Source organism: Bacillus sp. FSL K6-4563, assembly GCF_038630405.1.
Classification (GTDB): Bacteria; Bacillota; Bacilli; order Bacillales; family Bacillaceae; genus Bacillus; species Bacillus pumilus.
On sequence record NZ_CP152030.1, the window covers coordinates 2,981,438 to 3,004,464 of the forward strand.

Here is a 23,027-nt window from a genome sequence, read left to right on the forward strand (position 1 = left end):
AAGGAAAAGCGAAACAGAAAGAAATCAAATATCGGAAGAAAAATCCTGCTTTTCTTCCGATCTGCCATTGATTTCTTAGTTTGCTTGCTGCTGCTCAGGCTTCTTCTCCAGCTTGAGCTTCTGCCATTCTTTTTCAACCTCATCAGCATAGTCTAGATGAGCATATGCTCCTTGATCCTCAAATTGTGTATAGCTGCCCGCTTTTGTCTCCATTTCTTCGATACGGTTCTCCATTCGAAGAAATTCTTTATATGCACTTTCACTATCTACTTTATTCATAGATTCGTTCATATGCTGCTTTGCCTGTGCGGCATTTGCTCTTGCTATGAGTGCCTGCTTCTTGTCTTTAATATCACGCAGCTTCGTTTCTAACTGTTGCAATTGCTCTTTCAGCTCTTTTAATTGTTTCACAGATTGCTGATAAGCTTCCTGATATTCCTGATGCTTTTCTTCAAAATACTTCATTTCTGTGAGCGCTTTTCGTGCTAATTCTTCTTCTCCTGCATGAAATGCCAGCTCAGCCTGCTTCTTTCTTTTATCAGCAAATGCTTCCGTCTCTTCTGCTTTGCGCAGGAAGCCTTGTTGAATCGTTTGCTGTTTGATGATCGCATGTTTCGCTTTGGCAATATCGTCCTCCATATCACGAACGTACTGATTCAGCATGACACGTGGATTCTCCATTTTATCTAAGCCCTCATTGACCGTTGCAACAAACATATCTCTCATTCTTCTGAATACCATTTGAATTTCCTCCTCTTATTTTTTCTTTAAAAAATCTTCCCATTCTTGATCAAATGACGTATGCATAGGTTCTTCCATTTTCGGTGACGTGTTTGGCTCCATATATGATCTACTTGATGATTCTTTTGCCTGTTTACCATTGATCATCGTCCAGCCGAAGTAGAGAAGCCCCCCAGATAGTGCGATTCCAAGGATAAATGGCAGAGCTTGCACAACGAACATGACACCAATGACTGCTAGAATGACGCCGAAGGTTTTACTGCCTTTTTCATATTTCTTTACACCTACATAGATGAGCCACGCCCCAATCAGAATTGGGATCAGCCCTCCTAGTGAGCCACCGAAGAAGATGGATAGACCGACAAACATTAAAATCGAACCGATGATGGTTTTACTTGTTATTTTCATCTTCATGCCTCCTTTCTTACTCCTTGCTTTTACTATAGTCAAAAAAGAAAGCTGGCAAAACGTGTCGCAGATTGATCTTTCATTGCGACCAGAGTCGTAACTTCGCTCAGACTGAGCGGTAGAATCAAACAAAAAACACTCTTCGAAAAGAAGAGTGTCCAGATTGTGGACAAAGCCGCTAACTTATTTGCTATTTTTAGCTCTTGTGGGTGCTAAACGTATGGTAGAATCACAGAATAAGTGGTATTTAGATCAAGTCAAAGGCAGGTGTCGTACATTGATAAATAGAGATCAACTAGCTGATCTATTTGCTAGTCATTCTTTTCACATACAAGAAATCTATCGTTTAGTTATCCAGCCCCATAGTACATTAAGTGAGTTTAAGACAGAAAGTGCTGGCTTTCTTTTAAGCATTCGCGGGGAAGCTAGACTGAATATCAATGGGAAGAGCTACGATTTGCAGCCAGGGTCCGTCATGCATGTAACACCAGGATGCCAGCTGGCCCTGCAGGTGATCAGTCAATCAGAATACGAGTACCATTCACTTTTCTATCATTTGAATTGTGATAAGGAATCTGACTGTGACACTGCTTTCAAGCTGGAAACGGGAGCAAATCCGAGAATCATTGAATTACTCACCATGCTCCACCAAAATGTTCATGCACCTGGCGGGATGGGAAAACTTCGAGTCAAGGAATTATTTTTGCGCATCCTATATCAAATGCTAATGGGCTGTAAGCAGAAAGAGAGCTCTCCTAATGAAAGGATCATCGAGGAAGCCGTCGCTTATATTAGAGGGCAATATATGAATCCATTAACACTCCAGGATCTCGCTGAACTGTGCGATATGAATCCTAAAAGCTTCTCATACTTTTTCCATAAATATACCGGACTTCACCCAATTGACTATGTCATCCAGTATCGTATGGAAAGAGCGCGTGAAATACTAAAAGCAGGTAATATTCCCATCCGTGATGTTTCTATGACTGTCGGCTATCCCAATCCGCTATATTTTAGCAGACTATTTAAAAAGAAATTCGGAGTGCCGCCTAGCGCATATACCGCTAAATAAATCTGTAGTATTTCTCCTCAAAACAATGGATGCTAGCCTCATTCCTTAAAGAGTTTCTTCAGCTCTCTATGAAACAATCAGCCTAACTCCTCAGAAATAGATCATCCCTCTTTTGTCAGCCCTGATTAGATAATAATGCATATGATATTCGTTATTTGTGTATTCGCATTTCACGAGGTCCTTGCTATACTAGTCGATGATAATGATTATCAATATCAATTATTGCTGAGGATATACAAAGTGACTCAGCAACGACAGGGAGGCAGATGATATGAACAAAAAAAGGCAGCTTTGTATTGGGTTGTCCTTGTCAGCGACCTGGCTGAAGGGAAAAGGATGGCGGCATCCGAGCAGCATGGTAGAACACTTATTCTCAACCAACTTCTACGTCGAGCTGGCAAAGATTGCAGAGATGGCCAAGCTTGACTTTCTTTTTAAGCCGGATGCACTCGTGCTCAACATAGAGTCATTGGATCACTCCCCTGGCTTTGGCGGTCTTGACCCAACGGTTCTGCTTGCTTCGATTGCTCATGAGACGGATCGAATCGGACTTGTTTCAACCGCCTCGACTACGTTCAACCCTCCCTATGTAGTGGCGAGACAGCTTCAGTCCTTGCATTGGATCAGCAATGGGCGTGCCGGCTGGAATATTGTCACTTCGATCGACGGAGCCGAAAATTTTAGCCATTCACCCATGCCAACCTCAGAAGAACGATATAAGAAGGCGATGGAATTTACGGATGTTGTACGCAAGCTTTGGGAGAGCTATCCAAATGAGGCGCTGCTCATCAATCGGACGACAGGACAGTTTACTGACAGGGAGAGAATTTCTTCTATTCAACATGAGGGGCATTTCTTTCATATTAAGGGTCCGCTCAATGTGCCGGCCCATCCGTCAGGAACCATTCCTTTGTTTCAGGCAGGTGCTTCGGAAATGGGGCGGGATTTTGCCGCTTCAACCGCAGATGCGATGTTTGCAGCAACCCCAGATATTGCCTCAGGCATTGAATTACGGAAAGACATGAGGAGAAGAGCATGCAAGCATGGCCGCCAGGCGGATGATATCCGTGTGCTGCCTGGCTTGTACTTTTTTTTAGGAAAAACACGTGACGAGGCACATGAAATGTATCGAGAGGCGCATTCCCATCTAAGCACTGCACAAGGTTATGCAGCGATTCAATCGATTCTAGGTCTCGATATTCGTCACCTCCCCTTAGATCAACCCGTTCCTACCGATATGCTGCAAGGAATTGATGAGCAGGTACGCAGTCAAACCCATGCTGATTTGCTGCGCAGGTTGATTGTACAAACGCAGCCTACCGTAAGAGAACTACTCTCTAGGCCTGAGGTCATTGAATCTGCACACTGGGTGATCGTGGGAACAGCTCATGATGCACAGAGAGAAATAACCAGATGGTTTGAAACGGGTGCTTTAGACGGATTCATTGCTCTTCCGGGCTCAGTACAATCACTAGAATTATTTTTTGACGAATTGGTCCCCTTACTCGTCCAACATGGCTTGTTTAGGAGTGAATATACAGGGTCCACCTTGCGTGAGCATCTGGGGATGAAATAAAGCACGACCACAATAGACAGTTTGAGAGGAGTTTTAGAAAGATGAATAAAAAATTAATGATCATCGGCTTCATTTCCTTATTGATGCTGATCATGGCGGCATGCGGCGGAGGAGACAAGCCTAAGCAATCAACTACAGTCTCCGGAAGCAAAAATGCCGGAATTGAAGATTCAGGAGATACTGCTACGAAAACAATAGAGTATCTTGGGAAAAAGTATACCCTCCCGAAAAAAACCGAAAAAATCGTCATTACTGGGGCGATGGAAGCAATGGAAGATGCCGTTGTACTTGATGTTCATCCAGCAGGGGCAATATCAGTAGGAGGGAAATTCCCGGAAATATTTGCTTCAATCACAAGCGATTCCGAATCAATCGGTGAAAAACAGCAGCCGAATTTTGAGAAAATATTAAAATTGAAACCTGACGTTATTTTAGGCTCCTCTAAATTTCAACAAGTCGTATTAAACAAGTTAGAGAAAATTGCTCCGACCATTCCAATATCCCATATCGCGACAAATTGGGAGGCTAATTTAGAGCTAATGGCCGATTTAACAGGGAAACAGAAGAAAGCAAACAAAATCCTCACTCAATACAAAACAGATGTCAAAGACGCAAAAGCATCGTTAAAGGAGAAGCTCAAGGATAAAAAAGTAGCCATCATTCGAATTCGGGGAGCACAAGCCTTCGTATATCCAGAAGATGTGTATTTCAATCCTGTCTTGTATAAAGAATTGGATCTCACAGTTCCTCAACCGGTTAGCTTAGCAAAAACGCAAGAAGCAATCTCTGTCGAGCAGCTAGGGGAAATGAATCCGGATTATTTATTTGTACAATTTTCTACGGATGAAAATCAAGAGGCACAACAAGCATTTGATGACATGAAAAAGAATCCTGTTATTCAAAACATGACGGCCTTTAAAAAGGATCAGGTTTATATCAATGTGGTTCACCCACTCCTTGAAGGAGGACCTGCTTATAGCCGCATCCAATTTTTAGAAGCCTTGCAGCAGCAATTAGAAAATAAATGAGACTGCTGAAATCATGTGGCTGTTCCAAAACGATGCCCCATCGTCATTTTAAAAAATAAATGAAGCAAAAGAAGCGAGGCGAAGTGTACGATGCAGGACATGGAAGTATATGATGTAACGATTATTGGCGGAGGACCTGCTGGATTGTTTTCCGCTTTTTATAGCGGATTGCGTGAAATGAAAACGAAGCTGATTGAATTCCAGCCATTCCTTGGAGGGAAGGTTCATGTTTATCCGGAAAAGATGATCTGGGATATAGGAGGACTAACACCTGTTCCAGGCTCGCAGCTAATTGATCAAATTGTTGCTCAAGGACTGACGTTTGAACCAAAGGTCGTACTCGGAGAAAAGGTTACCTCTCTTTCTCAAGACGAAAGAGGTCACTTTGTTCTCCACACCGCGTCAAATCAAAAACATTACTCCAAAACCGTCATTTTAGCTGTTGGAGGAGGTATCCTCAAGCCGATTAAATTGGATATTGAGGGTGCAGAACGATTCGAGGTTCAAAATTTGCATTATACGGTCAAATCCCTTGCTCGCTTTAAAGATAAAACCGTGTTGATCTCAGGAGGTGGTAATTCAGCCATTGACTGGGCGAATGAGCTGGAGCCTATTGCCAAGCAAGTGTATTTGACCTATCGGAAAGAAGCCTTAAAAGGACACGAAGCCCAAATATCGCACCTTAAAAACAGCTCTGTCCAATTCCTGCTTCATACATCGATTGAAAAGCTCATCGCAGCAGACGATCATGAGCGGATTAAAACGGTTGTCCTCAAAAATAATCAGGACGATGCCTTATTTGATCTAGCCATAGATGAAGTCATTATCAATCATGGATACGAGCGAGACAAAGAATTACTTGCGAATAGTACCATTAAACTAGAGCAGAAGGATTACTGGATTGCAGGAACTCCACTGAGTGAGACGTCAGTCCGAGGCATTTACGCTGCAGGCGATATTTTGCATCATGAAGGAAAATTGCATTTGATTGCTGGCGCTTTCCAGGATGCTGCGAATGCGGTAAACCAAGCCAAGCAATATGTAATGCCTGATGCAAGCGCTCGTGGAATGGTTTCTTCGCATAATGACATATTTATTCAAAAAAACAAAGAGCTGATGAAGCATTTGTATACGAAATAAAGCGTTCATTGAACAAGCAAGACTTGTAATCCCTTCTGCGCTTACAGAAGGAAAACGTTTAGCACTCTTCTCATTCGAAGAGTGCTTTTTCTTATTTAGAACGAAACACGTTAGCACTTCGTTCATATTCAACATCCGCTTCACCGAGCCGATGATTCACGATTCGGGCGGCTGCAAATAAATAGTCAGAGAGCCGGTTTACATATGTGAGCGCAACTGCTGGAATCTCCTCCTGCTTCGCAAGCGTCACCATATGCCGCTCTGCTCTTCTGACGACTGTCCGCGCCACATGTAAGAGAGCTGCACCTTCCTGGCCGCCCGGTAAAATAAACTTCGTGAGAGGCGCGGCTTCTTCTACATAGACATCCATTCTTTGCTCAAGGACTGCTACAGACGCTTCAGTTAATTTACCTTCTTTCGGTGGTTTGACTGCTGCCAAATCACCGCCGCAGTCAAACAGCTCGTGCTGTATCACAATCAGCTCTGACAAAATGTCTTGAAACAATTCGCCATGCTGACGTAAGTGTGCATGTGCGAGTCCAATGAAGCTATTCGCCTCATCTAACGTGCCGTACGCCTCTACTCTCACATCATCCTTATCGGCTCTCCCGCCGATCAAGCCTGTTTGACCTTGATCCCCTGTTTTTGTATAAAGTTTCATTGGTGTTCCTCCTTTTCTTTTGCTTTGTCCTTTTAGTATATCCTGAAGTGAAAAGGATGTATTTGTTTAACTAAAGTACTGTGATCGCATCATAAACAAAAAGCGAACCATTTGGTTCACTTTTAAATGGCATTCAATGAATAAAGAAGAAGGTGCACTTTCTGCTTTAATCTTTCGTGTAAATGCTCATCACCTTCTGTTTCCTGCATACCCGCAGCAGCGATACAAAGATGATGAATGGACATGCTCGTCTCCTGTTTTATCATGTGGACAAGCTGCCCCATAAGCTGAACAGACGATCCGTCTGATATAGACTCTTTCAATACAAGCCAAATGGTCAGCTCTTCTTGATGACGCATACCGTAAAGCACCATGTCGTCGTCTGTGTCTTCAGCAGCAAATTGTTTTGGTCCACTCGTTAGGTTATAAAACAATAGTCCCTCACGATCATCCAACTCGTCACGAAGCATGTCACTTCCCGTTCCGAGAGACCTTTTCCAAAAGAAGCCGCCCTTTTTCTGATGTGAGGAAAGGATGCGGAGCGGCTGTTTGAGGGAAAACGTCATTCCTTCTCCTCCATACGTTTTCCACCCATCCGCTAACTTTGCATTTGATGCTACAGAAGCCCCCGCAGGTTCAATGATCAGCTGAGGATTTGCCCTTCGCGGGTGTTGGAGCGGTGTTACATCTGTTTCATACACACGGTTGATTCGCTCCGGCGTCAAGACGTGATGCGGCAGCCCTACTATTTCCGTCTTTCCTTCATCAAGCAGCAGCAGCCGGTCACAATACAAACTGGCGATGTTCACATCATGAAACACACCGATCACCGTTAGCCTAGAGGAAGTGGTCTCTTCTTTAATTAAATCAAGCAAATCCTTTTGATAGGCCAAATCAAGAAAACTGGTTGGTTCATCCAGCAATAAATATTCAGGCTGCTGGGCTAATGCCTGTGCCAAGTACACACGCTGCTGTTCTCCCCCGCTTAGCTCATGAATAGATTGATTCTTAAACTGTGCAACATCCGTTTGTTCCATTACTTTGTTTACGATTCGCATATCCTCTTGGGTAACAGATTGTAGCCATCCTTTTTGATATGGATAACGACCGAATTGAACCGTTTCTTCCACTGTAAATGAGAAGGCTTGGTCCGTTTTCTGCGGTAGAACAGCCATTTTTTGCGCAAGCGCCTTTGGACGATAGGATTGAATCAGTTGACCGCTCAGGCGTACTTCACCACTATCAGGTTCCAGCAACCCAGAGATCATTTTAAGCAAGGTCGACTTCCCGCTTCCATTTGGACCAAGTATACCGAGAAATTCCCCTTGATTTACCTCAAAACTGATGCCACGTATGACCTCTTTCTCTCCATATCCACCTTTGATTTCCTTCACTTGAATCATAGATGCGTCCCTCCTCTGTATTTACGGATGAGGATGATGCCGAATACAGGGGCACCAATTAACGCTGTGATGATGCCGATCGGTAATTCAGTCGGCTCAATGATCGTACGTGATAACACGTCTGCTAAAACGAGAAAGGAAGCGCCATTCAGCATAGACAAAGGCAGGAGGTGCCGGTGGTCTGTGATCGCTAAGAGGCGAATAAAATGCGGAATCACAAGTCCCACAAACCCAATTGTCCCTGACACTGCTACTGCACTACCAGTCAGAATCGATCCAGCAAGCAGCACGATATATTTGCTCCTTTTCACATGTACACCTAATAGCTTTGCCTTCTCCTCGCCATACGTCATGACATTCAAATCTCGCCCCATCAGCATTAATGCAAAGGTCCCAATCAGAAAGAAAGGAAGGAAAAGCACAATATAGCGCCAGCCCCTCATGGACACACTGCCAAGAAGCCAATGAATAATCTCTTTTAAATCATCACCCGTTAAGGCAATCATCAATGATATAAGCGCTCCCAAAAAAGAACTGAAAATCACCCCTGTTAAAATTAAAGAGGAGATGCTCATCCCCCGATGGACAAGACGCGCAAAAAAGAGGACGAGACATAGGGTCACAAGCGCTGTTGTCATACTGAAAAAAGGCAGTGTGAAACTGCCGAGCAAAGGGAGCTGCAAACTGAAAAATAGGGTCGCGACGGCTCCAACTGATGCCCCTTGTGATACACCCAGTGTATATGGGTCAGCAAGAGGATTTTTTAATAAACCTTGAAATGCTGCACCAGATAACGCCAACGCTGCTCCGACTAATGCCGCTAATATCACTCTCGGCAGCCGGATATTCATCATAATATTGCGATCAATTGAATCTATTGTGCCTATCTGCACACCGAATAGTTCATGAACAAATATACGGAGAATAGAAGGAATGGGAATCCCTAAGCTTCCAAAGGAGATTCCCATTCCAATGCTCACCACAAGAAGTAAAGCACTTAGTGTGTATGCGATGATGAATTTATTTGAACTTGTCAGGATAGATGCTTTTCGCAAGAGCCTCGACTCCTTCAACCAATCGCGGTCCCGGTCTTGATGCGAGATCCGTATTCAATTGAAAGACTTGTTTTTCCTTCACTGCTTTGATCGCATTCCAGCCGTCTCTCTTTTTCAGATCAGCTAAGCTGGAACCATCAATTGTGACGATTACGTCAGGGTTTCGTTTGATAATCGATTCTTCTGTCATTTGCACCCAGCCAGTTTGATCACCAGCAGCATTTTTCGCATGGATAACAGAAAGCATTTCATCCATAAATGTATGAGTACCTGTTGTATAAATTTCAGGCGTACCTGAAACTTCAACAAAGACTGTTTTTTGTTTGTCTTTCGAGATCGCCTCTGCTTGTTTCTTGATGTGATTCAATTTTGCTTTCATCTCGTCTACAAGCTTTGTTGATGCTTCTTTTGCACCTGTTGCTTCACCGATCGTATTGATCGATTTGTACACATCCTTAAAGGAAGTGGCATCATTTACAGTCAGTACTTGAATTCCTGCATCCTCTAGCTGTTTAAATCCCTCTTTTGATCCCATCTGCGAGGCATGAGCTAGTACAAGATCAGGCTTTAAGGAAATCACCTTCTCGACATTGAATTCAAGTCCGCCAATCTTCTCTACCTTTTCAACTTCCTTTGGATAATTGTCAAAATCAGATCGTCCAACCATTTTATCTCCAAGACCAAGCGCATAGGCAACCTCTGTATTACTTGGAATTAATGAGACAATACGTTTAGGCTGTTCTTTGATTTCGACTGTTTTACCAGCTGCATCTTTAATCGAGACAGGAAATGCCGCAGCCGCTGTTTCGTTATTTTGTGAACTCTTTGCTTTATGGTCTGTTTCAGCACCTGCACATCCTGCTAAAACACCCATCACAAGCAATAGCGATAGCCAAATGGCCGTTAACTTTTTCATGAATGAACCCCCTGATTTATGTACTGCTTGACGAAAGCTCTTCCGTCAATTCTTTTCTAATTTCGGGAATATTATACTACAGTGCAGTTAGGTTGTATATGTGATTTCTAAAAGCGTCTTTTTCGTTCTGATAAAAGAAAAACAGCCTCTAATAAGACTGTTTTACGCCCATCTATTTATTAATTTGTTCCCCATTGATGACAACTTTCTGAAAAGAAGGCGCTACTGCATTCTCCAAAGAAAGTGGATACGTCACATGGTCTATGACACAATTTTTCATGTTGAAGTTTGTCACGGGGGAATGTGAGTAGGCGGCTATTTTCACACCATATCGTCCGCCGCTGCTTTTCAGTCCTTCCACTTGAATATGACGTACAACAGGACGATGTGGACCCGCATCCCCTTCCTCATACATCATGTCGATACAGACCACTTCATGCTTTAAGCTTTTGACTGTGTTGTTTTTAAAGTAAATATGTTCAATGGTACCGCCTCTGACAGAGTTGGTTTTAATCCGCAGTGCCCGGTCAAGGTTCGGACTATCCATGACATTATTCTCTGCATAGATATACCTTACCCCGCCAGAGATTTCACTCCCAATCGTCACTCCGCCGTGTCCATCACGCATCTCATTTCTACGAATAACAATGTTTTCAGATGGAATCCCTATTCTCCGTCCGTCCTCGTTCCTTCCAGATTTGATGGCAATACAATCGTCGCCATTATCAAAATAACAATCTTCAATGAGCACATTCCGGCAAGACTCCGGATTGACACCATCTGTGTTTGGTCCATGCCCGATAATATGAACTCCACGGACAATCACAAGTTCACTTAGTACAGGGTGAATTTGCCACATCGGTGAATCCTTCACTGTCACTCCCTCAATAAGAACTTGCTGACATTGGTAGGGCTGGATAAAGCTTGATCTTAAATAATGGCCTTCTCCAAACACTCTTTCTTCTACTGGTATTCTCTTTTCAGCCATGTCAAATAGAAGCTGACGATCCCGATCTTGAGAAGGCTGACCATTCGTACCATATTTCCAAGGCCACCAATGATGCTCATCTCCCCTGCCATCAAGCGTTCCAGCTCCTGTAATGGCAATGTTTTCTGCATGGTGTGCATAAATGAGAGGTGAATAATTATAAAGCTCAACCCCTTCATATCTTGTCAGGACAAGTGGCAGATAATCCTTTGGGTTTTGGCTGAATGACACATACGCTTTCTCATGCAAATGCAATTCTACATGACTCTTCAATTCTAGCGCACCTGTCAGAAACGTCCCTTCTGGAATGTGCACACGCCCCCCTTTCAAACGGTGCGCATCATCAATGGCAGACTGGATAGCATCTGTTGAAAGCTCGATTCCTTTCGCATCTGCACCATAATGAACCACATTAAATTCACGATCAGGGAACAGTGGTGCTTTTATCTGTTTTAACACTTGATCGATTCCATTTGCTTCTTTGTCTTTCTTCCCTTGTCTTGCTAAACGTGTGAGCCCGATTCCTGTGAGTACCGTTCCTGCTGTGATATACATTAAATCCCGTCTTCTAGACACATTTTCATCCCCCCGTCGCCTTAAAGTGTGACACCTGTTTTGAAAATAGCCAACTCTCTAAAATTGTTTTTTTCATGATTTAATAGCTTTCCGCTTGCCACATCAATGACAGTTGAAATGAATTTTTCTAACACAACATCTTCTGGTACATCTTCAAGCAATTCTCCCGCATTAAAGTCAATCCAATGTTTTTTTGTTTCATATAAGGCTGTATTCGTCGAGACCTTCATTGTTGGGACAAACGTGCCGAATGGTGTCCCTCTGCCTGTTGTAAAAAGAACCAACTGACAGCCAGAAGCGGCAAGAGCAGATGAAGCAACCAAATCATTTCCCGGTGCACTTAATAAATTTAGACCCTTTCGCTTCAGCAATTCCCCATATTTCAATACATCTTGAATGTCAGAAGTTCCTGCTTTTTGTGTACAACCGAGAGATTTATCCTCTAATGTCGAAATTCCACCTGCTTTATTTCCCGGGGAAGGATTTTCATATACTGGCTGTCGATGATCCATGAAGTATTGTTTAAAGTCATTGATCATTTGCACAATATTGTCGAAGGTCGCTTCTGATTCCGCTCTCTCCATTAAAATCGTTTCAGCTCCAAACATTTCGGGCACTTCTGTTAACACTGTCGTGCCGCCTTGAGCAACAATAAAATCGGACAGCCTTCCTAAAAGCGGATTTCCGGTAATGCCGGAGAATCCATCTGATCCCCCGCACTTCAAGCCGATTTTCAGCTCAGATAACGGGATTTCTTCACGGTGATCTTCTTTCGCTGCCTCATAAATTCCCTTGAGTAAAGCGACTCCCGCCTCAATCTCATCTCCTACTTCTTGGCTTCTTAAAAATTTCACCCTCTCATGGTCATATTCACCTAATGTAGACTGAAAATCTTCAATGTCGTTATTTTCACAACCAAGTCCGAGGACGAGCACTCCTCCAGCATTGGGATGCTTCACGGCATTTTGTAAAATGATTTTTGTATTCTCATGATCGTCCCCAAGCTGTGAGCATCCATAATTGTGCTTTAATACAAGAGCTGTTTCAAACGGATGGATGCTTCCGCCCATTTCAGCGGTAAAAATTTGAATGATTTGATCGGCGATGCCATTTACGCATCCAACGGTTGGGACAATCCAAAGCTCATTGCGAATCCCGCTTTCCCCATTTTTTCGTTTATATCCTTTAAATGTAAGATTCGTTTTTTCATAGGGGTTATTTGTAAATGAAGGCTCGTATTCATAATCGAGCTTGCCTGATAGATTGGTTTTGATGTTATGTGTATGCACCCATTCTCCAGCAGAAATGGCAGTCGTTGCATGCCCAATGGGGTAACCGTATTTCATGATATTCTCTCTTTGCTTGATATCAGCCAATGCAAACTTATGACCTTTGGCGATGGTCTCTTTTAAAATAACGGAATGATCTTGATGATGTAGCTCCTCCCCTTGTTCAAGCACTTTTAAAGCAATACCGACATTATCTGAAGGGTGAATCACAATAAAATCTTTCATGCCTTCTCCCCCTGACTTTCATATTGATGCTGCAGCATTCGTTGAACAGCCGCTCTCATCCCTTGCTCCTTTATGAGGGTAAGCTGATCAGCTACAGCGTGAACCAAATCATTTATATCCGTTAAATTTCTCCCCCATAATTTTTCACATGATAGAATCTTTGCTGCGATCGCTTCATTAGATTGGTTCTCTTCTTCAAATGCTTCCTTCATGAATGCCAGTACAGTCTCATCATCCTTTATCTTTTCTGCATGTGCTCTGTAAAAATAAATGAGGCTGCTGAGTGAAAACACGAGTTTCATTGGCAGCTGTTTCTTTTGCTCAACATAATCGAGCAATGACGGAAGAATACGGGTTCGAAACTTAGATACACCATTAAGCGCAATATCCAGCAATTGATGCTTCACAAATGGATTGCAAAATCGATCCCAAACCGATTGTGTATAAAGAAGAAGCTCACCTCGAGAAAGCTCAAGCCCTGGCAGTATTTCCTCCTCCAGCATCCGCCGGATGAACGGGCCAACATCCTCATCATCCACAGCCTCTTTTACAGTTTCTACCCCGCATGAGTAAGCGATTGGCACCATCGCTGTATGGGCACCGTTTAAAATCCGTACCTTGCTCATGCGATAAGGCGCAATATCCTCTACAAAAAGGACATTTAAACCTGCTTCTTGAAAGGGAAGCTCTTTTTGTACGAAGACAGGTGCTTCAATAACAAAGAGGTGATAGTATTCTGCCGTGACAAGCAACTCGTCGATATATCCCTCTTCCTTTTGAACAATTTCAGCTGCTTCCTTAGAAAACCCAGGAACGATCCGATCCACAAGCGTATTACAAAACGTATTGGCTTCCTTGATCCATGTGATAAACGCAAGCGGCAGGTCCCACTCAGTTGCCATGTCTATCACATATTCCTTCAAGCGATCACCGTTATGTTCGACCAGTTCACATGGAAGGATGATCAGCCCTTTTTGTTCATCTCCAGCAAATGCTTTAAACCTGTGATATAGGAACGCCGTCAGCTTTCCTGGAAAACTCGCTTGCGGTCGATCCTCCAAGCGATCCGCCTTTCTGAACATAAGCCCTGCCTCTGTCGTGTTGGAGAAGACAAAGCGGAGATCGGGATTTTCAGCTACTTGTAAAAAAACATCATAATCCGTATACGTACTGATTCCTCTGCTGATCGATTGAATGACCATCCGCTCATTCATTTCTTGCTGGTCATGATAGCCCTGTATACATAATGTGTATAAGCCATCTTGTTCATTTAAAGCTGCAACAGATCCTTTTCTCGGGGGAACAACAACAGCTCTTCCTTTAAAATCTGTGCAGTCGTTCAGCTTTTGGATGTGCCAATTAATAAAGCCTCGCATAAAATTCCCTTCACCAATCTGCAAAATCGTTTCCGGATACTCAGGCACCGGGTATAGGGCTTTTGATAAACGTTTCAAATGGATTCCCCTCTCTGTAATTTATGCACACGTGAACATTCTTCTATAAAAGATGCCGATTACTGCACCTTTTTGACTGAATCTCTGATCATCAGCTCTGTGTGGACATACATTTTTTCCATATGATCTTTTTCCTGCTCTTCACCGTTTATGACGGATAGGATGGCTTCTGCTCCAAGTGCACACATTTTTTCGATTGGCTTTTTCACCGTTGTCAGTGCAGGCGTGGTATAGGATGAAAATGCAATATCATCAAAACCAATAATAGAGATATCGCCTGGACACGTCTTGCCCTTTGCATATAAAGCATTCATCGCACCAATGGCCATGTCATCGTTAGAGCAAAAAAGCGCTGTTGGCGGATGATCAAGGGTCAGCAGAGATTCCATTGATTCATAGCCGCTTTTCATATGGTAGTCACCCGTGATCATATATTCTTTTTTCATAGGAATATGGTGATCAATTAACGCTTGGAGAAAGCCAGCTTTTCTCTCCTGAGTCGATTTAAAGCCTTCTTTTCCTTCAATGATGGCGATTTGTTGATGGCCTTGCTGAATGAAATAGTGCGCTGCCTGGTATGCTCCTTGACTATCATCTGCTAATATATTCATCACTTCATTACTTTCTACACGACGGTTCAGCACAATGATTGGAATGCCCTGTTTCTTGACATGATGGATAAACGCTTCATCGTGCTCGCTTTGGCTCATCAGCAAAATGCCATCGTAGCGCTGTTTATGAATGGTTGTGTAATCGTGAAAATCGTCAATACCCCTAACAAACAGATTGTAATGCTCTGTCATGACGCTATTGACACCTTTTAACGCATCCACAAAGAAGCTTGAGGATGTGCCTTCTGTTAAACTCGTGAAAAACAGACCGATTGTAAACGATTTTTGTGATACAAGGCCTCTGGCATGGACATTTGGTGAATAGTTCAGCTGTTTTGCAATCGACAAAATCTTTTGTTTTGTCTTCTCTTTAATAAAAGGACTGTTATTCAAAGCCCTTGATACTGTGGTATGAGAGACATTTGCCAATTTTGCTATGTCTTTAATTGTGACTGTCATGCTATTCCGCCTTTTATGATTTTTTTCCATCTTATCATAAAACCGCTTTCATTTTCTCACCTTTTTCCTCATGTGATTTTACTTTGATGATGGAGCTGCTTTGCCCGGTCAAATTGAAAATATTGCTTGGCATTTTCATAGCTGATTCCTTTCACGATCTCCCCTAACAGCTCAAGGTCATAGGGGACTTCTCCTTTTTCTACCCAATCCCCGATGATATCACAAAGCAGTCTTCGGAAATATTCATGCCTTGTATAGGACAAAAAGCTTCGTGAATCTGTCAGCATCCCGATAAAACGGCTGATCAGTCCGATACTGGAAAGAGCCATCATCTGCTCTGTCATTCCTTGCTTCGTATCATTAAACCACCAGGCTGTGCCGTGCTGCATCTTCCCCGGTGTCTTCCCGTCTTGAAAGCTTCCAGCCAATGTTGATATCACTACATTGTCCCTTGGATTCAAGGAATAAAGAATCGTGTTTGGCAATGCATCTTCTTGTTCTAAACGATCTAATATTCGGCAAAGCGGCTTTGCAATGTCTTCGTCATTCATCGCATCGTATCCCGTATCTGGTCCGAGCCTCTCAAACATTTTCGTATTGTTGTTTCTAAGTGCATTGATATGAAGCTGCATTGCCCAGCCACGCTCACAGTAAGCCTGACCTAGCATAATGAATGTCTCTGTTTTAAATTTGATCTTCTCTTTTTCCGTCAATGGATGACCAGACATTCTTTTATGAAAGATGGTCTCCACTTCTTCTTGTGTCGTTTCTTCATATGTCATTTCATTAATGGCATGATCTGAGATCAAGCAGCCGTGATCATGAAAAAAATCAATTCTCGCACGGAGGGCATGTAAGAAGTCTTGGTAGGATTGTATTGGGATAGCTGAAGCCTCTGCCAGCTCATGAACATATTTTTCAAACAGATCATTCGCTATATCGAGTGCTTTATCAGGTCGAAACCCTGGAAGCACTTGTACAGAGAATCCCTCTTCCCGCAGTTTTTGATGATATTGAAGAGAATCGACCGGATCATCTGTTGTGACAACGGTTTCAACGTTTGATTTCATGATGAAGTCTCTCGCCCCAAATCCCTCTCCTTGCAGCTTTTCATTGACTTTCTGCCAAATGATGTCTGCATTTTTTTCATTTAATAGGTCTTCGACTCCGAAATACCTTCTCAGCTCTAGATGAGTCCAGTGATAGAGCGGATTTCCTATGGTCATAGGGACGGTCTTTGCCCACGCCAAAAATTTATCATCATCAGATGCATCCCCCGTGACGTGCGTTTCAGGGATGCCGTTTGCTCTCATGGCACGCCATTTGTAATGATCTCCATAAAGCCATGCCTCGGTGATATTTCGGAAGGTTTTATTTTCATAGATGTCTTTAGGACTTAAATGACAATGGTAATCTATGATTGGAAGGTCCTTTGCAAACTCATGGTATAACTTTTCCGCCGTTGGACTGTTTAGTAAAAACTGCTCATCTAAAAAGGCTTTCATCAAATTCCCCCATCCCTCTTATCGTATGAAATTATTTTGTTCACGTTAACAATTTAATTGTAATCGTTTACAAAGTTGATTTCAATCCTAAAACAGGAAAAAACGATCTCCTTTTGAAAGGAAAATCGTTTTTTGGCTATTTTACAGGAGGTGATTTTTTTAGGATAATCGCAATAGTTGTTCCAGCACCTTGTTCACTTTCCACTTGAATATCACCGTCATGCAGCAAGACAAGCTCTTTTGCAATCGCCAGCCCGAGTCCTGTTCCATTCGTTGGATCGTTCGTATTTGTCCCTCTATAGTAGCGGTTAAATAAGTGATCGACCGTTTCTTGTGCCATTCCGCATCCGTTGTCTTTCATTTCGATCCGAACTTCCTCATTTGTTTCAGATAAGGTAGCTGTAATATGAGTTCCTTTTTGGTTATGCTTGACTGCATTCGCTAGCAGGTTCTCAATCACTCGTCTGAACCAGGCTTTGTCGATCTCAAACATGACACCATCAGTTTGATCTTCGAAGGAGGAAGGGAAATCTTCTGAAAATGAGCTCCTTGAAAACTCGTCCATAATGGATGCTAAGAATTCACCAAGCTCGACTGGTTTTCGATTAATAGGCAATGCGCCATTTTTTAGTCGATACGTGAGGTTTAAATCTTCAATCAAGGTCGACATGTATTCTGATTTCTCACGAATCACCTGTCCCATTTCCATGACTTCTTCCTTGGACCATTGATATTGATCAGATTCAAGCATGAGCCCGTAGCCATAAATCGTACTAAGGGGTGTTTTCAAATCATGTGACAATCCTGCAATCCATTCTTCCCTTGTGGTTTGAATTTTTCTTCGGTTTGCTTCATTCTCTTTTAATGTAAGCGTGAGCTGATCCATTGTTTTTAGGATATCCTCAAATAATCGGTATTCCCGCTTAATACGACCTTTTTTATTTTTACTGATTGGAATTCCTTTTCTATTTGTTGGTTCCTGTAATTTATTTCTAGATAAGAAAATCAGCCAGCGGATAATGTGATAGATTGGCAGACCATAGCGATACGAGTACCATATTGTCATGACGATAATAATCGTAAGCGCAAGACCTGCAATTAAGATGGTTGTATATTGATTTAAAGCATCTGTTTCTTTATCGTATAATCCATCTGGGCTGTATACTTTATTTGGTACAGAAATAATGATATACAGGTTTTTATTCACTCTGATATAAGACAGGTCACTTCTAAACTCCCAAGGCTTTGATTGATACTTGAGCAGTTCAACATCTGTTACCTCATGTTTCAAATTGGTATTAGCTCGAATACCTTGTAAATATTTCCCTTCATCATTGAACAGATGCACTGATCCATTCATTCTCTTCAAGAATTCTTTCGTTTCAACCGAATATTGAGATAATGCAGCCAAGTCTTTCTCGTGCTGCTTCAGATAATTGGCGACCTTTGTGCTGTTTGTTTTGAACCCGTATAGCACGATAAAGCTTTTTTGATCAATTTCAATTGGCCAGAAGTACATCTTGTAATCTTTATATTGCCTTTTTTCAAAGATCTTGATCATTTCATCCTTTTGATAGGAAGTTGGAATGGACTTAGGGCGGTGATAGCTATAGACGTTATCCTTTTTTGAATCAATGACTTGCAGCCAGCCGTCTCGTTTTCTCACTGCTTGTTTCAGCTGATCATCGGCTTCCATTTTTCCATCCTCATTAAAATAAAGCCAGCTCATGAGTGTATCTCCATCAGCTTTTGTTAAACCGGTTTCAGCCATGTTCTCATAGTATTTTTTTAAATATAAATTATCAGAGAACGTATTTCCGATGATCAAAATGGCAATCACAATAAACATTTGTCCGACAAAGTGAAAGAAGAGTTTTGCTCGTAGATTCATAAATTATTTAAGAACCTTTGCTGGGTGCGGTATAAATTTATAGCCCATACCACGGATCGTCACAATATATTCTGGCTGACTCGGATCTAACTCAATCTTTTCTCTCAGCTTTCGGATATGAACCATCACGGTGTTGTTATCACCATATGATGGGACGCCCCATACTTTCTCATAGATTTGATCTTTTGAAAGAACCACATTCGGATGATCACAAAAGTACTTCAGCAAGGAGAGAAGCTGAGCTGAGCATGCAGTCACCTCTCCTCTTACTTTCAATTCGGCTGAATGAGGATGATAGGAGAAATGGGCATATTCGTATTGACTTTGAGCCTCATCGTGGTCTTCCTTTAAAGAGATATATGTTCGGTTTAAGTGAGCCTTAATTCTAGCCACTAGCTCTAGCGGGTTAAATGGCTTTGTGATGTAATCATCTGCTCCTTGAGCAAAGCCGGTCAGTTTATCTACATCAGACGTTCTTGCGGTTAAATAGAAAATGGGCGCTTTCGTATATTTTCTCATTTCAGGAAGAACATCAAAACCAGACTTACCGGGCATCATCACGTCTAGAAGTAAGAGGTGGATGTCCTCGTTTTTGACAATATCTAATGCTTCATCTGCATGGTAGGCTTTATATATATGCTTGAATCCTTCTTTTTTTAATACGCGTTCAACCATTTTGACAATTGCTTCTTCGTCATCTGCAATCAATATTTTTGCTGTTTCCACGCATCTCTTTCCTTTCTAGCTATGATCTCTAACCGTATATTACCATTGTCTAAAGTAAAAAAGTACCTCTTTTCTGCATAAAAGCGAAAAAATATCAACTGGAGAAAATGGCAGCACTAGGAAGTTTCAGAGACGCAAAAAAACTCGGCTATTCCACCGAGTTCCTTTTACTTCTATTATCCATTCACAGCTTCTAGCTTTCTTTCATGATTCATTAAGTCATATGTTAAACAGATCGGCTTATTCGTTCTAGGGTCAAGTACGATTTCTGCATCAATGTGGAATACCTGACCAAGCACCTCTTTGGTCATGACCTCATGAGGCGACCCATCTTTGATAACTTTTCCTTGATTGAGGGCAATCATGTAATGAGAAAAACGTGCCGCATGATTCAAATCATGAATGACCATCAACACAGTTCGTCCCTGCTCTCTGTTTAACCGTTCTAACAGCTGAAGAATTTCGAGCTGATGTGCAAGGTCCAAATACGTCGTCGGCTCATCCAATAGAAGCAGTTCTGTTTCCTGGGCAAGTGCCATCGCAATCCATACACGCTGACGCTGTCCACCAGAAAGTGCTTCAATTGGCCGGTCATGAAAAGCAATCATACCCGTTTCTTCAAGTGCCCATCTGATGATTCGTTTATCTTCATTTGATAAGCGTCCAAATCCATTTTGATGCGGGAATCGTCCATATGACACAAGCTCATACACTGTCAGCCCGCTTGGTGCTTCGGGAGTCTGCGGTAAGATCGCCATTTGTTTTGAAATTTCTTTTGTTGGCGTTTGATGGATGGCCTGGCCTTTTAAGTAAACAGCTCCTTGACTGGACTTCATGATACGGGACATTGTTTTTAAAATCGTTGATTTCCCGCACCCATTCGGTCCAATCAATGTCGTCACCTTGCCTTTTGGGATACTGATATTTAAATCGTCTACAATCAAACGGTCATTATAGCCAATACAAAGCTTTTCTGTTTCGAGCGATTTCATATGTTGTACTCTCCTTCCTTCTTAGTTCGTTTTCATCAATAAGTAAATGAAGTAAGGTGCGCCTAAAGCCGAAACGACAAGACCAACTGGCACCTCTGATGGTGCAAGTATGACGCGGCCAAGTGTATCTGCCAGTAATAATAACAATGCGCCAATCAACGCGGAGGCTGGTATCATTCCTTGATGCTTTGGTCCAACAAGCTTTCTCGCCAAGTGCGGTGCGGCTAACCCTAAGAACGAGATACTACCTGCAACAGCGACACTAGCACCTGCTAATGCAACAGCAATCAGCATAAAAAAGCTTCTTTCTTTATGAACTGAAATCCCTAATGCATAGGACAGCTGGTCACCTAAATTCATGATATTTAAGTAACGTGCTCTCACAAACGCTAACACAAGGAAAATAAGCATCCATGGCAGAACTGATAGGACATACGTCCAGCTCGATCCCCAAATGCTTCCTGATAACCACACGATGGCTTGGTTAAAATCATTTGGGCTCATTTTTAATTGAATAACCACAATTGCTGCTGAAAACGCAGCATTCACGCCAATACCCGTTAAAATCAATCGAACAGGTGTGATGCCTTTTTTCCACGCTAACACATAGATGAGAAATGCAGCAAAGCCTGCACCTACAAAAGCGAAGAGCGGCAGTACAAAGATCGTAAAATCACCTAGGTTTGACATCGTACCTTGGAAAGCAAAAATAAACAAAACCACTGCAAAGCCTGCGCCCGCATTGACACCAAGAATGCCTGGATCGGCTAAACCGTTTTGAGAAACACCTTGCCAAATCGCTCCTGATACAGCGATAGAAGCGCCAACAAGTAAAGCGATGACCATTCTTGGAAGTCTGAACTCGAATAATACAAGCTCATCCATTTCACTTCCGAATCCAAAAAATGTTTTCAATGTATCCATCGGAGAAATGCGAATTTCTCCGGTATTTAAACTAATAAGGAACACAGCCACGATCGCCAAAAAGATCATGAGCATCGTTCGTTTGTATTTCTTTTTCTTTGCCTGCTGCACCATTTCCATCTAAATCCCGCTCCTTTCACGTCTAGCTAAATATAAGAAGAAAGGAACGCCTATAATTGCAGTAATGGCACCGACTGGCGTTTCAAATGGGGCATTGACCAGCCTTGCAGCAATGTCTGCATAAATTAACAGAACCGCCCCTAAAATAGCTGAGCATGGGATAATCCATCGATAGTCAACTCCGACCAAGAAACGAGTGACATGAGGAATCACAAGCCCGATAAAGCCAATAGTACCGGCCACTGAGACAGCAGCACCTGTTAGAAGAATGACGACCAATATTCCAAGTACCTTGACAGTTTTCGTGTACTGTCCAAGCCCTTTTGCCAATTCATCACCTAAGCTGAGAACAGTGATCGAGCGGGCAAGAATCATTGCGATGATCAGCCCCGCAACCGCAACTGGAATGATGACCTTAATATTGCTCCAATTCACACCAGCCACGCCGCCAGCATACCAAAAGCTCATGTCTTGAGCGACGTCAAACCGGATGGCAATTGCTGAGGAGATGGAGCTTAAAAGTGCCCCAACAGCCGTACCAGCTAGTGCGAGCTTCACTGGGGTCAATCCACCTTTTGAAAGAGTACCGACACCAAACACAATAGAGGCAGCGAGTGCCGCACCAACAAATGACCAAAGAATTAATGTAAAAGAAGATTGTCCTGGGAAAAAAGCAAACGCAATGGCAATCGCAAATGCAGAGCCATTTGTCACACCCATAATTTCAGGAGACGCAAGCGCATTTCTTGTCATGCCTTGCATAATAGCCCCCGATACGGCTAAAAAGGCACCGACGAGTGCAGCCCCAACTGTACGCGGCAGCCTCAATTCCCGGATGATTTGATGTGAAGTTTGTTGTGGATCAAATTGAAAAATGGCTTCCCATACCGTGTGAAGATGAATATTTGCTGCTCCTAATGATACCGATAAAAAAAGACCAAATGCTAAAGCGATAATTCCTATGATGACAACAACTGCTGTTCCAAAGGGTTTCGTGACAATATCCATTGCATTGTCTTTGGCCGGCAGCTGTTTATTCGATTGTGAGCCCAAAACCAGTCTCTTCCTTTCCGTTCAAATCTATTCCTCATTAGTGATAATGATTATCAATCTCGAAGTCTAGTATATCACTTTCTTTTCTTTTTGAAATCATTGTTCTGAACATTTTCTTTATTTTCATCAAAAAACCGTGAGAAATTTACCATTTTTCTTTAGGCCCTAAAATAGCCGATGCATTTTTCATCCCATCATGTTACGATATAATTGA

Annotated in this window: 20 protein-coding genes; 4 read left to right on the plus strand and 16 right to left on the minus strand. The window is 42.5% G+C overall.

The window, feature by feature from the left end:
- Nucleotides 1-75: 75 nt before the first annotated feature.
- Both MHH54_RS15260 and MHH54_RS15265 read right to left on the minus strand, forming a co-directional pair.
- Nucleotides 76-741 carry a PspA/IM30 family protein gene (locus MHH54_RS15260; protein ID WP_003213665.1) on the minus strand — a complete coding sequence of 222 codons (666 nt, stop codon included), beginning with the start codon at nt 739-741 and terminating at the stop codon, nt 76-78.
- Between the two features lie 15 nt (nt 742-756).
- Nucleotides 757-1,149 (minus strand): hypothetical protein, encoded by a 393-nt coding sequence (locus tag MHH54_RS15265; protein ID WP_003213314.1) that lies wholly within the window; start codon nt 1,147-1,149, stop codon nt 757-759.
- A 220-nt stretch (nt 1,150-1,369) separates the two neighbouring features.
- On the opposite strand from MHH54_RS15265, the gene MHH54_RS15270 reads away from it, so the two are divergent.
- The 4 genes from MHH54_RS15270 to MHH54_RS15285 all read left to right on the plus strand — a co-directional run bounded on the left by MHH54_RS15270 (nt 1,370) and on the right by MHH54_RS15285 (nt 5,965).
- Entirely contained in the window at nt 1,370-2,221 is an 852-nt protein-coding gene (locus tag MHH54_RS15270) for an AraC family transcriptional regulator (protein WP_308218251.1), read from the plus strand.
- A gap of 271 nt (nt 2,222-2,492) precedes the next feature.
- Nucleotides 2,493-3,797, plus strand: coding sequence for an NtaA/DmoA family FMN-dependent monooxygenase (locus MHH54_RS15275; protein ID WP_342500385.1), 1,305 nt, complete (start codon nt 2,493-2,495; stop codon nt 3,795-3,797).
- Nucleotides 3,798-3,838: 41 nt separating this feature from the next.
- The gene (locus MHH54_RS15280) at nt 3,839-4,825 is read left to right on the plus strand and encodes an ABC transporter substrate-binding protein (protein WP_106035604.1); all 987 of its coding nucleotides are present in this window, start codon (nt 3,839-3,841) and stop codon (nt 4,823-4,825) included.
- A 90-nt stretch (nt 4,826-4,915) separates the two neighbouring features.
- Complete coding sequence (locus MHH54_RS15285; RefSeq protein ID WP_003213117.1) at nt 4,916-5,965, plus strand: NAD(P)/FAD-dependent oxidoreductase; 1,050 nt, start codon at nt 4,916-4,918, stop codon at nt 5,963-5,965.
- Nucleotides 5,966-6,056: 91 nt separating this feature from the next.
- On the opposite strand, the gene MHH54_RS15290 is transcribed toward MHH54_RS15285, so the two are convergent.
- The 14 genes from MHH54_RS15290 to MHH54_RS15355 form a co-directional block, all read right to left on the minus strand.
- Nucleotides 6,057-6,626 (minus strand): cob(I)yrinic acid a,c-diamide adenosyltransferase, encoded by a 570-nt coding sequence (locus MHH54_RS15290; protein ID WP_342500386.1) that lies wholly within the window; start codon nt 6,624-6,626, stop codon nt 6,057-6,059.
- Between the two features lie 122 nt (nt 6,627-6,748).
- Entirely contained in the window at nt 6,749-8,029 is a 1,281-nt protein-coding gene (locus tag MHH54_RS15295) for a heme ABC transporter ATP-binding protein (protein ID WP_106029306.1), read from the minus strand.
- The gene (locus tag MHH54_RS15300) at nt 8,026-9,084 is read right to left on the minus strand and encodes an iron ABC transporter permease (RefSeq protein ID WP_106029307.1); all 1,059 of its coding nucleotides are present in this window, start codon (nt 9,082-9,084) and stop codon (nt 8,026-8,028) included. Before MHH54_RS15300 ends, MHH54_RS15295 begins: the two co-directional genes overlap by 4 nt.
- Entirely contained in the window at nt 9,050-10,000 is a 951-nt protein-coding gene (locus MHH54_RS15305) for an ABC transporter substrate-binding protein (protein WP_342500387.1), read from the minus strand. The genes MHH54_RS15300 and MHH54_RS15305 overlap by 35 nt, the downstream gene beginning before the upstream one ends.
- A 172-nt stretch (nt 10,001-10,172) precedes the next feature.
- Entirely contained in the window at nt 10,173-11,564 is a 1,392-nt protein-coding gene (locus tag MHH54_RS15310; protein WP_342500388.1) for a glycoside hydrolase family 28 protein, read from the minus strand.
- A gap of 20 nt (nt 11,565-11,584) precedes the next feature.
- Nucleotides 11,585-13,078, minus strand: coding sequence for an altronate dehydratase family protein (locus tag MHH54_RS15315; RefSeq protein ID WP_342500389.1), 1,494 nt, complete (start codon nt 13,076-13,078; stop codon nt 11,585-11,587).
- Nucleotides 13,075-14,532, minus strand: a complete 1,458-nt coding sequence (locus MHH54_RS15320) for a tagaturonate reductase (RefSeq protein WP_003213644.1) — start codon at nt 14,530-14,532, stop codon at nt 13,075-13,077. Before MHH54_RS15320 ends, MHH54_RS15315 begins: the two co-directional genes overlap by 4 nt.
- A gap of 59 nt (nt 14,533-14,591) precedes the next feature.
- A complete protein-coding gene (locus tag MHH54_RS15325) occupies nt 14,592-15,602 on the minus strand; it encodes a LacI family DNA-binding transcriptional regulator (RefSeq protein WP_003212963.1) in 1,011 nt (336 codons plus the stop codon).
- A 68-nt stretch (nt 15,603-15,670) separates the two neighbouring features.
- Nucleotides 15,671-17,107 (minus strand): glucuronate isomerase, encoded by a 1,437-nt coding sequence (gene uxaC / locus MHH54_RS15330; protein WP_034620121.1) that lies wholly within the window; start codon nt 17,105-17,107, stop codon nt 15,671-15,673.
- Between the two features lie 136 nt (nt 17,108-17,243).
- Nucleotides 17,244-18,998, minus strand: coding sequence for a HAMP domain-containing sensor histidine kinase (locus MHH54_RS15335; RefSeq protein WP_034620122.1), 1,755 nt, complete (start codon nt 18,996-18,998; stop codon nt 17,244-17,246).
- Between the two features lie 3 nt (nt 18,999-19,001).
- Complete coding sequence (locus MHH54_RS15340) at nt 19,002-19,724, minus strand: response regulator transcription factor (RefSeq protein ID WP_342500390.1); 723 nt, start codon at nt 19,722-19,724, stop codon at nt 19,002-19,004.
- A gap of 176 nt (nt 19,725-19,900) precedes the next feature.
- Nucleotides 19,901-20,716, minus strand: coding sequence for an ABC transporter ATP-binding protein (locus MHH54_RS15345; protein ID WP_342500391.1), 816 nt, complete (start codon nt 20,714-20,716; stop codon nt 19,901-19,903).
- Between the two features lie 21 nt (nt 20,717-20,737).
- Nucleotides 20,738-21,760: an iron ABC transporter permease gene (locus MHH54_RS15350; protein ID WP_003213130.1), complete on the minus strand. Its 1,023-nt coding sequence runs from the start codon at nt 21,758-21,760 to the stop codon at nt 20,738-20,740.
- Nucleotides 21,761-22,813 carry an iron ABC transporter permease gene (locus MHH54_RS15355; protein WP_050944118.1) on the minus strand — a complete coding sequence of 351 codons (1,053 nt, stop codon included), beginning with the start codon at nt 22,811-22,813 and terminating at the stop codon, nt 21,761-21,763.
- Nucleotides 22,814-23,027 lie beyond the last annotated feature (214 nt).